Here is an 11,638-nt window from a genome sequence, read left to right on the forward strand (position 1 = left end):
AGGGGTTCAAACATTGGTGAGTCTGGCGAGCGCCGTGCTATCAGGTGCCAAAAACGTCGGGCTTGCACGCTAGGGACACTAACTCGCCGGTGGTTGGAAAGCTCTTTCTTTGCTTCGTTTCTTTGTCGCTTTCGGCGTTGGAAAAAGAAATGACGTGCCGCCACGCACAGTGGCTAATAGTGATAGAAAAATCAGCTAACTCAAGCAGACCACTACGCCGAAAGCACCACCCCGGCATTGACCCTGACCGCTAACCCCGCAACACATCGCCCCCAAACCCCGTCCACCAACCTATTCCACGGTAGGCCACGCCAAATGCGGCGACGTCCAGTCCAGCTCCCCCCCCACGACCATCACCTTGTCGTCGCGCATGAAGGCCATGGTCACGCCGACCGATGCACGCCCGCTAGTCAGCGACAAATACGGTTGGCAGAACACGGCCGTTCCCATGCTCGCGACCGCTTTCCAGTAATACGGCCGGTGATCCCATCGCCCCGACTGCGGGCCGGATAACGGGCCAAGCCGGAAGTCCGAGCCCGGTCCCGCACGGCCGATAATTTCGGGCCCGATGATGCGCCCGGTTTCATCGAGAACAAAGCAGCGTTTGCAGAGGTCCAGCTTCGCCATGGGCGCGATGGCCTCTTGTATATCCGCGCCGTTCGACAACGCGTTGGCCGCGCTCGTCAGCATCGCGAGATACGGCGCCAACTGCGCTTCAAAACGTGCGGTCCGCACCGTTCGGCCCTCGGCGATCACATCGAACGCATGGTCGATCCGCCGCATGACCGCCGCCGACGACGGCAGCGTGGCACTCGGTCTGCCGAGCAAGAATCCCTGCGCGAAATCGACGTTGGATTCGACAGCCAATATAAGCTCCTCGGTCGTCTCGATGCCTTCCACCACCACCAGCATGTCGGCCCGATGCAGCAGCGAAACAATGGTAGGGAGCAGAGGCTGATCGGAGGCGCGGCTCTTGGCGCGGATCAGCTCGCCATCGAGCTTCACGAAATCGGGCTGAATACGCAGCAGCCGGTCGAGGTTGGAGTGGCCCGCACCGAAGTCATCGACAGCAATCAGGAAACCGCAGCCACGATACCGCCAGGCGGCCAGCGCGAGTTCCTCCACGTCCACCCCTTCGGACTCGAGAATCTCGAGCACAACCCCGCCGGGATCGAGTCCAGCGTCTGACACGATGGCCGCCAGAGTCTGCTCGTAACCCGCCTGGATGAAGGTGGAGGGAGCAACGTTCAGAAACAGCCAGGTGTCCAGCGGCAGGCGTTTGGCGGCGTTCGCGAGGTGAAGATGATGCGTCAGCGAATCCAGTTCGGTGACGCCGGGATTCGACTGCGGGGCGAACAGGGTGTCGGGCTGAAGCGCTGTGCCATGCCGGTCGAATCCGCGCAGAAGGGCTTCGAACCCCACCTGCTTCTGATGCGACAAACTGTAGACCGGCTGATAGTGCGTGAACAGATCGAAGGCGCCCCAGCGGGTCGCAACAACGGGCTCTTCGTCGACCCGAGTGTCGCTTTCTTCATCGATAGCAGTCGCGCGCACACGCTCGACCCGCCTGGCTTGCTCGACGAACACCCGGTTCCGACCCGCATGTTTCGCGCGCAACAGCGCTTCATCGGCACGGTCGAGCAACTCGATGGCGCTCTCGTTCGGCCGGCGATGGGCCACGCCGAAGCTGGCGGTGAGAAAACCGTCGGGCCGCAGGATCGTCGCGACGAGTATGCGCAGCGTGTCGGCAAGCTCGGCCGCGCGTTGCGGCCCGGGTGTCTTGATCAGGACCGCGAACTCCTCGCCTCCAAGCCGTCCGATCACCCCGCTGGACGGCACGGCGTCGTTCAGGACCTGCGTGACTCCCATCAACGCGTCGTCGCCACGTGCGTGGCCGTACTGATCGTTCAGGGACTTGAAGCGATCGATGTCCAGGAAGATCGCGCTGACGACTTCTCCGTCCGCGTGCGTCTCGTCCAGCATCTGTTCCGCCCGCTCGAGAAAAGCGCGCCGGTTCAGGAGTTTGGTCAAGGGATCGGTCTCGGCGAGCGCCAGCAGTTTTTCTTCCAGTAGGAAGTGGCTGAGCCGGAACCAGTAGAAGCAGAAATGGAACGTGGTCGCAGTCGGGATGCCGATGGCCACCCACATGGCGCATAAAACGTAGTCGTCGTGCGTGAAGGGCACCGACAGGACAAAGGGCACCCCGGCCAGGTAGAACGCGATGGTTCCCAGAATGAAATGCCGTGGCGTCAGCCAGAGCGGTGCCGCGCAGATCGGAATGACCATGCCGGCCGGCAGCATCCAGAAGAGCGGTTTTTCGACGCCTTCGACGTTGATCACCACCCCAATTTGCAGAACGACGATATAAAGCACGCCGATCAGGCCGAATATGAAAGTAGAGGGTGCTTTGGGAATGGCCGCGACGAGCAGCAGCATTGCCAGCGCGCATAGCAGGCGTGGCCAGAGCGCCAGGTCCATGCCCGTCACGTGCGAGCGCGCCGTGACGAAGATCAGGAACGCCACCACGGTAAAAGCCATCGTGACCGTCGACAGTGGCCGTTGCTGCTCCATCGACCGGCGGTGAAAACAGAGACGGAGCGCGGGTGTGATCGTTGGCGGAAGCAGGGATGTGAGCATGTTCTCGGGTAAGTTTTAGCAGCCTCATTGACCTTTGAGGCTGTCGGCTGCGCCGGGCCGAGTTGTTAGAACTACCGCAGTTATTAAAATCACATGAGAATCACATGGTCCGGTTATCGTCGGATGAAATGGATTGTCTTACCTTGCGCGATCAGGCTCAAGGAAATGTTCATTCAAGTTCGCCGACTGACGGAATAAGCCCACACGCGCTTCGAATGCCGGAGCGACACGCAGGATGCGTAAAGACGCCATTCCCGCTGAATCCCGGCAACCATGGTCTACTTTTGCGCAGGGATCCACCGACCAGTTAGTGGCGTCGCAGCCGTGCCGCAGGTGTCCGGTATAGCAGACTGTTTAGGTGCGAATAAAGGGGCAAAAGCTGAACTCGATGCCATCAGTACGATGGCATCTTTAACGGCAGGAATCCCAAAAAACATGAGCCGGTCTTTTTGTCCGGGATGGTTTTGAGCAGCCAATAGGATTACCCTGACCCGGCCATTGAGTTGTGCGTCGCACAACTCCGTCGCGCAGTTGCATGGCCGCTGTTTAGTGCGCTGCTGTTCCGTGGCCGCAGTTCCGTGACATAACTCAACGTGCCGCATTCACGCCACGCGGCCTCCTGGACAAGACCCGCTAAAGCGGGCAAGGTCAGAGCTCAGGTCAACCGGGAGCGGGCGTTGCGGCGCACTTCGGCCAGTTGCCATCCGGCGAGCGCGATGCAGCCAAACAGCACTTCGCGCATCCGCTTCACGAGCGCGAGCGCGATACCCGCTTCCCTGTCTACGCCGGCCATGTGCGCGAGCACCATGATCGCGGCTTCCTGCACACCTAGCCCGGCCGGCATGAAGAACGCCGCGTGCCGGACAGCTTGCGTAAGCGCTTCGACAGCAAGGGCGCTGGCAATCGATACAGAGTGGCCGAAGAAGGCGAGCGCCCAATACACCTCGAGCGCACCGAGCATGTAACCGGCGAGCTGCCACGCGAACGCGCAGGCCAGCAAACCGGGGCGCCTCATCAGCGTATCTATTTCCCGGTCGAGCTGCGCGCCATCCAGCTTCGACAGCAACCGGTGCGACGATCCGAGCCAGCGGGCCGCATGCTTTTCGAGCGCCTGGAACAACCCGCCACGCCGGACAAGGATAAAAAACACAATCGGAATAGGTAACGAGAGCAGCAGCGCAAGACCAATCAGCCGAACTCCTGCGAATGCCTGGGTGGTCGCGACCAGCAACAACAGGCCAAGTGCCGAGAACGCGTATTGCACGACTATGGTCACCAGCACTTCGACGATGACCGACGCACTAACCCGATTGATGTCGGCGATATACCAGTTGGCAAGCCGTATCCCGACCAGTTCGCCGCCCACGCCCGCCGCCGGCAGCAGGCGGCTGACCGACTCGCGTACGGCTGCAATCCACCACAGCACACGCAGCGGCGCGAGACGGCCGAGAAGAACGCGCCATCCGCATGCATCGAGTAACAAGGGCAGCGCGTGAAACGGGACGAGCCACAGCATGGTGACACCGGCTTGTGGAATACCGCGCAGAACATCGGCGAAACCCTCGTGCACGGCGAACGCGCCGAGGATGCCGATGGCGAGCGGCCAGCGCGCCCATGCAAGCCAGCGCAGCACTGCGGTCATAGGGTGCGCAACGCGGGTTCGCCGGATGAGGCGGCGCTCGGGAAGATATCGCTGAAGCCGCCGCGCGGGATGCCGGTGGCGTTCATCGCGGCAGCAACGCGCGGTGAGACCAGCGCCGCGAGCTCGTCGGCGTGCACGTAGTCGGCCATCGAAGGCGTGATTGGACCGTTGCCCGGCACCGCCGGGTGGCAGTAGATCTCGTTCACGCCAGCGGGGAGGGTGGCGAGCGCCTTGATGAAGGCCGCTTCGTCCATCCGTCCGCTCCCGGCAATACCCGCTACGTGATCGTTATGCGCAATGTGGTGCCGGTCCAGCCGGGCCCGCACCAGCGCGATCCACGGACGCAGCGCCAACGATCCCCCAGCCTCGTACGGCAGGCGCATGGTCCGCATGCCGTACTCGCTGCCAATCTCGATCAAGAGCGACAGCACCGTTGGATGAAGATGGAAATGCTTGTGGGTATTGACGTGATCGAGCGTGAGCCCGGTCGCGGCAAACGCCTCGAACTGCGCGCGAATCTCATGGGCGAGTTGCGCACGTACGCGTGGAAGAAAGAAAAAACGAATGCCATCGCGCACCATGGCGTCGCCGAACCGACCCTGGTCATCGACGAGTTGTGGAATCTCGCTACGCGGCGACATCGCCCGGCCATCCGCCAGGACTACATGCAAGCCTACGCGTAACGTCGGCAAGCGTCGCGCGCGCTCGACGGCATCCGCGGCGGCATCCCCTGCAACCATCAAACTGGCCGCCGTCAGCACGCCATTCCGATGAGCACGCTCCACCCCCTCGTTCACGCGTGTGTGGAGGCCGAAATCGTCTGCGGTGACAATCAATGCGCGCCGTGCCGGTCGAGTCGCCGCAAGCGCTCCGATCATGCTTCGTGAGTGCGCAGGAAGCGGAAGAACTCGACGCCTTCGCGCAAGCGCCGTTTCATCATCTCCCAGCTCATCAGCATTTCGCGCACGATTTCCCAGATCTTCGATGGCCGGAAATAGAACTGTTTATAGAACCTTTCGAGCCCGTGATAAATCTCATCACGCGACAAATGCGGATAACCGATGGCAGCCAGTTGCACGCCTTCCGCGCTCACCAGATTGATGACCTTGTTCTCCTCAAGCCAGCCGTTATCCACGGCCTGCTTGTAGAGCGTGGTGCCCGGATAGGGCGCAGCGAGCGACACCTGGATGGTGTGCGGATTGATTTCCTTCGCATAGCGAATGGTATTTTCGATCGTCTCGCGCGTCTCGCCGGGAAGCCCGAGAATGAACGTGCCGTGAACCTTGATGCCGAGTTTCCGGCAGTCAACGCTAAAGCGCCGCGCCATGTCCGTGCGCAGCCCTTTTTTAATATTCAGCAGGATCTGGTCGTCGCCGGATTCATAGCCCACCAGCAGCAGCCGCAGGCCGTTCTCCTTCATGATCTTGAGGGTCGAATACGGCACGTTGGCCTTCGCGTTGCAGGACCACGTGACGCCGAGCTTGCCGAGTCCGCGCGCAATCTCTTCCACGCGCGGCTTGAAGTCGGTGAAGGTGTCGTCGTCGAACATGATCTCCTTGACTTCAGGCATGTTGTCGCGAATCCACTTCACTTCTTCCAGCACGTTCTCGACCGAGCGGGTGCGATAACGATGACCGCCCACCGTTTGGGGCCACAGGCAGAACGTGCAGCGCGAGCGGCAGCCGCGGCCCGTGTAGATCGACACATAAGGGTGCGACAGGTAGCCGATAAAATAATTGTCGATCTTGAGATCGCGTTTGTAGACCGGTGCGACGAAGGGCAACGAGTCCATGTCCTCGAGAATGGGACGCGCCGCGTTATGCTCGATCGAACCGTCGGGCAGCCGGTAGCTCAGGCCCAAGATCCGCGCGAAGGGTTTGCCTTCGGACACTTCCAGGCAGGTGAAATCGAACTCTTCACGGCAGACGAAATCGATTGCATCGCTCGCCGCCAGCGAATTGTGCGGATCGACTGCGACTTTCGCACCCACCATGCCGATCAGGAGCGAGGGTTTGTGTTCCTTCAGCTTCTCGGCGAACAATGCATCGCTTGGAAACGACGGGGTGCTCGTATGGATGATCACCAGGTCGTAAGCCTCGGCAATCTTGAGCGTCTCGTCGACGGACAAGCCGTCCGCGGGGGCATCGAGCACCCGGCTGTCAGGCACCAGCGCAGCGGGCTGGGCGAGCCAGGTCGGATACCAGAACGAGCGGATTTCGCGCTTTGCCTGATAGCGCGAACCTGCACCGCCGTCGAAGCCATCGAACGATGGTGCCTGCAAGAACAGCGTTTTCATGTGGGGCTCCTGAAACTTTCTGCATGGTACCGCTTCATTGATTTTTCTTCACGACTCACCCTGCATCCTGATGCGGGCGCGGTGTTTCAGCGGTCGTCCGACACGTCCGTCAAATTCGCCTCCGGCGCGACGACTCTCGGCATGATCCGGATGCGCGCCCCGCGCCACATCACGTGCGAGCCGAACGCCGCCGCGATCCATTCGGCGGACAACAGCAGGTCGCGCAGCGGAATAAGCGGGAGGTCGCGCCAGAATGAACGCCAGTCGCGCGTGTTTCTCCAGTGCAGGAGCAGCCGCGCACTGAGGCCGAACGAGGTGCTCAGATCGACGATCATGTCGGCGGTAGAGTTGGCAATCGCACCTCCGCTCCAGTCGAAGCCGATGCCCAGCAGCCAGCTTGCAATTAGCCACGGCGTGGTGAAGGTGATGAAAAGAAAGGCGAAACCAAGCGGATTGATCGAGCGGATGGTGCGCAGCCAGCGTGTCTCGCGCAGCCAGAGCGAGGGCAGGTCGCGCTCGGTTACGTCGGTTGTGACGGTGAGCTCGGACACATGCGTGCGCAAGCCCAGCTCGCGCACATATTCGGCCAGCCAGAAGTCGTCCGCGACGCAATCTTTCAGTTCATGAAAGCCGCCGATTGCATCGAGCGTTTCGCGCCGCAGCGCGAGTGTTGCGCCGAAACCAAAACGGCTCGTGCCGACCGCCCGCGCGACATGGACTGAAGGCACGAACCACTCGTCGATGAAAAGAGCGCCGAGCCGCGCCCACACGTCTCCCACTCGCCGGGCGCGGTAGAGACAGGTGACCACGCCGACCTGGCCCGATGCTAGTGGCGCCGAGACGGTATGCAGATAATCCGGCGGGACCGCAATGTCACTGTCCGCGATCACGATGACCTCGTGGCGCGCGTGCTGCGCGAGATTGATCAGGTTGCTGACCTTGAGGTTGACGCCGTGCACGGAGTCGTTGACGACGAGCGTGATGTCGAGCTCCGGATACGCTTCACGCAGCCGGTTCACGACGCCGACGGCCGGGTCGCTTGCCGACGACACGCCAAAGAGCAGTTGAAACTGCGGATGCGTTTGCCGGCAGAACGTCTCCAGGTTTGCGTAGAGGCGTGGCTCCAGGCCGCATAAAGGCTTGAGCACGCTGATGCTCACGGGCTTCGGATGCTGTCCGTCCTGCGCCATCCCCCGCCAGGGCCGTGAGCCGTGACGCATGAGTGCGGCGACCGTTATGTAGAAGGATGAGAGGCAGCAGAGAATAATCAGCATCCATTCGGTAACGGGTAGCGGCGTCCAGGTCATGCGGTTCCCCTGCGTCTATCGGTGCCATGTCTTGCTCTGACAAGACATGGCGGTTAGCGGGTTATTGGACCGAGCCGTTTCGTCGAGGATTACATCCCGCATCGGTCGCTGTTCGAGCGTTGGTGGTTGCCAGCGGATAGCCCACTGTTGCACGTAAATATATCGTGCACTGATTCGATACATCAAACTAAATCTGTCACGTCAGACGGAAAGATCTGTTGCGTCTGACGGAACGAACGGGGGAAAGCATATTTCAGTTTGCTTTCGTCAGGCAGGTGCTGCCGATGCAGTCGTCTATAAACACGCTGTTTATAGGCATGGGCCAGAGTGAGTGTCTGCGTTTAAGGGAAGGCGTGCACCAGACCGGAATCGGGGAGTGCGGACTAATAATCATTGTTGAATGAGATGCAACAAGCGGTTCGCAATGCCCTTTTTCGCAATGTGCCGCGTCCCGTGCACCGCGTACGTAATCCGAGCTTTATTTCTTCATATGCAAGCTTGGGCAGGTCGCGCCGAGACAAACATTCATCACCTCGTCAGTACGGGTCGTGCCCTCAATATCGGTTCAGCAGCGCCCGCACGATCATACGATTCATTGCAGCGGCATCGTCGTTTCGGACATGGCCAATTCGTGTATTCATCTAGACGTCTTGCAAGCGTCACCGCGACGTCATGTTGCATTCCTAGAATCCGTCCGACGCTGCAACGCTTTGAACACGATCGCGAGGACACCATGGATGCAATTCGCATTGAACGTCTCTGCAAGACGTTCAATAACGGCCGAAAGGCGCTCGACTCCATCGACCTTAAAGTCGGTGAAGGAGAAATGGTCGCGCTGATCGGTGCATCGGGTTCGGGGAAGTCCACGCTTTTGCGGCACATTGCGGGCTTTACGGCGTCCGATCTCGCGCCGTCGCATATCACGCTGCTCGGCCGGCCTATCCAGCAAAACGGCAAGATCGCACGCGAGGTTCGTCGAATCCGCCGCGACGTTGCGTTTGTTTTTCAGCAGTTCAATCTCGTCGGGCGTCTCACTGTGCGCACCAATGTGCTGCTCGGCGCGTTGTCGCGGGTGCCGTTGTGGCGGCGTCTTATCGGCCGGTTTCCGCGTGCCGAGCATGAACTTGCCATGGCGTCGCTCTGTGCCATGGGCATTGGGGACCACGTCAACGAGCGCGCAAGCACGCTGTCCGGCGGGCAGCAACAGCGCGCGGCATTGGCGCGTGCGCTCGTGCAGCGAGCACGTATTGTTCTCGCTGATGAGCCCATCGCATCGCTCGATCCCGAGTCGTCGCGGCGTGTCATGGAGCTGCTCCAGTCGCTCAACGAGGACCATGGCTTGACCGTGGTGGTGTCCCTGCATCAGATCGATGTGGCGATGAAATATTGCGCGCGAACGGTCGCGCTGCGCGAGGGGCACGTGGTCTACGACGGACCGTCTGCCCAACTCACGCCATCTCTTCTGCGTGACCTGTATGGCGCGGCGGCCGAAGAACTGCTGACGGACGCGGAGAGCGCCCAGCGCGACGTGGCGAAGCAAGCCCAACGTGTCGCAGACAGGGCCGCGGTGCGCCCCGATGGCGCTTCGGCACGATCCGCCGCATTCGCGTCGGCCGCCAGTTCCTGAAGTCACGGGTCCGGCGCCTTCATTCAATTTTGATCACTTTTTTGATCCCCCAAACCTGGACTTATTCGATGAAATCAGCCCGTTTTCTTCTGGCCGGTGTGGCCCTTGCTGCCTGCTTCGTCACGCAGGTAGTGCGTGCCGAAACGCTTAACTTCGGCATCATCTCGACCGACAACTCGTCCGCGCTCAAGCAGCGCTGGCAGCCGCTGATCGACGATCTGAACAAGCAGACCGGCCTCGACGTCAAGCCGTTCTTCGCGACCGACTATGCCGGCATTATCGAAGGCATGCGTTTTAACAAGGTGCAGATCGGCTATTTCGGCAATGCCTCCGCCATCGAAGCGGTCGATCGCGGCAATGGCGAAGTGTTCGCGAAGGTGAAGTACAAGAGCGGCGAAGCGGGCTATTACTCGTTGCTGATCACGAACGTGAACAGCAAGTGGAAGACTGTCGATCAGGTGCTGAAGAACACGCACGATATTAACCTTGGTTTCGGCGATCCGAACTCGACCTCGGGCACGCTGGTGCCATCGTATTACCTGTTTGCGAAGAACGGCATCTCAGTGCGCAGCGACTTCAAGAGCGTGCTGCCGTCGAGCCATGAATCGAACATGCTGGCTGTCGTGAACAACCGTGTTGACGTGGCGACCAACAATACCGACATGGTGGAGACGTTGCGCCAGACGCATCCCGAGTTGCTTGAGAAAGTGCGCGTGTTGTGGAAGTCGCCGCTGATTCCGTCGGACCCGCTGGTGTGGCGTCGCGACCTGCCGCAGGCGACGAAGGACAAGCTGCGCAACTTCTTTGATCACTACGCGCAGAGCGATCCGCGCGAGCAGGCGATCATGGCGGGGATCACGGGCATGTCGGGCTTTGAGGATTCCTCCGATACACAACTCGTGCCGATCCGTCAAATGTCCTTGTTCCAAAAGAAGCAGCAAGTCCAGAACGATGAGCATATGTCCGACGCGGATAAGAAAGCACAACTCGCCGCACTCGATCAGAAGCTGTCGCAGCTGGACAAGGTAGCGGCGAAGTGAAGCACCCCGTCGACGCTTATCCGCTCGACGGCGCAAAGGCGCGTCCGCTGCCCATGAGACCCGAGCTGCACGAGCCCAAGCGAAGCTGGCTGTCGGTGTTCGGCTGGGTTGCGGTGGTGGCCATACTTGGGCTGTCGTGGCACAGCGCCGACATGCGTCCACTCGATCTCTTCGCTGATCCCGGCAACATGGTGCAGTTCGGCAAGGACTTCTTCCCGCCTGACTTTTCCGACTGGCGCACGTACGTCCACGAGATGATCGTCACGCTTGCCGTGGCGGTGTGGGGCACGGCGCTCGCGCTTGTGTTCGCGGTGCCATGCGGGCTGCTGTCGGCGTATAACATCGCACCGATGTGGGTCGCGCAGCCGGTGCGGCGGATGATGGACGCCTGCCGCGCGATCAACGAGATGGTCTTTGCGATGTTGTTCATCGTCGCGGTGGGGCTCGGGCCGTTCGCGGGCGTGCTTGCGCTTTGGGTGCATACCACGGGCGTGCTTGCCAAGCTGTTCGCTGAAGCGGTCGAGGCGATCGACCCGCGGCCTGCGGAAGGCGTGCGCGCAACGGGCGCAAGCAGTTTCGACGAAGTGCTCTACGGCGTGCTGCCGCAGGTCATGCCAATGTGGATATCGTTCGCGTTGTATCGGTTCGAATCGAACGTGCGCTCGGCGATGGTGGTCGGCATGGTGGGGGCGGGCGGTATCGGCGTTGTGCTGTATGAAGCGATTCGCTCGTTCAACTATGCGCAGACTGCGGCCGTGCTGTTGATGGTGATCGTGATCGTGAGTTTGATCGACCTTGGATCGGCTTGGCTTCGTGAGCGTGTGATCTGAGTTGGTTTTCGTTCGCACTCGGGGTTCTGTTTGGTGGGGTTTGGGAGTTGGCGGTCGGGGGTGATGCCGGGTTGGTGCTTTCGGCGTTAGTGGTCTGCTTGAGTTAGCTGATTTTTTTATCGCTATTAGCCACTGTGCGTGGCGGCACGTCATTTCTGCAAACGCGCAAAGAAACGAAGCAGAGAAAGCGCTTTCAAACCACCGGCAAGTTAGTGTCCCCAGCGTGCAGGCCCCAGTTTCTGGCACCTGATAGCACGGT

At 60.6% G+C, this 11,638-nt stretch carries 8 protein-coding genes; 3 read left to right on the plus strand and 5 right to left on the minus strand.

All coding sequences use genetic code 11. The annotated features are described in order from the left end of the window. Nucleotides 1-291: 291 nt before the first annotated feature. The 5 genes from M0D69_RS41935 to hpnI all read right to left on the minus strand — a co-directional run bounded on the left by M0D69_RS41935 (nt 292) and on the right by hpnI (nt 7,882). Nucleotides 292-2,538, minus strand: a complete 2,247-nt coding sequence (locus M0D69_RS41935) for a bifunctional diguanylate cyclase/phosphodiesterase (protein WP_301787678.1) — start codon at nt 2,536-2,538, stop codon at nt 292-294. Nucleotides 2,539-3,292: 754 nt separating this feature from the next. Then, the gene (locus M0D69_RS41940) at nt 3,293-4,270 is read right to left on the minus strand and encodes a lysylphosphatidylglycerol synthase domain-containing protein (protein WP_301787684.1); all 978 of its coding nucleotides are present in this window, start codon (nt 4,268-4,270) and stop codon (nt 3,293-3,295) included. A gap of 5 nt (nt 4,271-4,275) precedes the next feature. Beyond that, complete coding sequence (hpnK, locus tag M0D69_RS41945; protein ID WP_301787679.1) at nt 4,276-5,157, minus strand: hopanoid biosynthesis-associated protein HpnK; 882 nt, start codon at nt 5,155-5,157, stop codon at nt 4,276-4,278. Continuing rightward, entirely contained in the window at nt 5,154-6,575 is a 1,422-nt protein-coding gene (gene hpnJ, locus M0D69_RS41950; protein WP_301787680.1) for a hopanoid biosynthesis associated radical SAM protein HpnJ, read from the minus strand. The genes hpnK and hpnJ overlap by 4 nt, the downstream gene beginning before the upstream one ends. 86 nt (nt 6,576-6,661) lie before the next feature. Beyond that, nucleotides 6,662-7,882 carry a bacteriohopanetetrol glucosamine biosynthesis glycosyltransferase HpnI gene (gene hpnI, locus M0D69_RS41955; protein ID WP_301787681.1) on the minus strand — a complete coding sequence of 407 codons (1,221 nt, stop codon included), beginning with the start codon at nt 7,880-7,882 and terminating at the stop codon, nt 6,662-6,664. 733 nt (nt 7,883-8,615) lie between these two features. On the opposite strand from hpnI, the gene phnC reads away from it, so the two are divergent. The 3 genes from phnC to phnE all read left to right on the plus strand — a co-directional run bounded on the left by phnC (nt 8,616) and on the right by phnE (nt 11,379). Then, on the plus strand, nt 8,616-9,509 hold the full coding sequence (gene phnC / locus M0D69_RS41960) for a phosphonate ABC transporter ATP-binding protein (RefSeq protein WP_301787682.1): 894 nt from the start codon (nt 8,616-8,618) through the stop codon (nt 9,507-9,509). A 68-nt stretch (nt 9,510-9,577) separates the two neighbouring features. Further along, nucleotides 9,578-10,549: a phosphonate ABC transporter substrate-binding protein gene (gene phnD, locus M0D69_RS41965; RefSeq protein ID WP_301787683.1), complete on the plus strand. Its 972-nt coding sequence runs from the start codon at nt 9,578-9,580 to the stop codon at nt 10,547-10,549. Nucleotides 10,550-10,602: 53 nt separating this feature from the next. After that, nucleotides 10,603-11,379 (plus strand): phosphonate ABC transporter, permease protein PhnE, encoded by a 777-nt coding sequence (phnE, locus tag M0D69_RS41970; RefSeq protein WP_301787685.1) that lies wholly within the window; start codon nt 10,603-10,605, stop codon nt 11,377-11,379. Nucleotides 11,380-11,638: the final 259 nt, after the last annotated feature.

Origin of the sequence: Caballeronia sp. SEWSISQ10-4 2 (assembly GCF_030464885.1) — a bacterium.
Classification (GTDB): domain Bacteria; phylum Pseudomonadota; class Gammaproteobacteria; order Burkholderiales; family Burkholderiaceae; genus Caballeronia.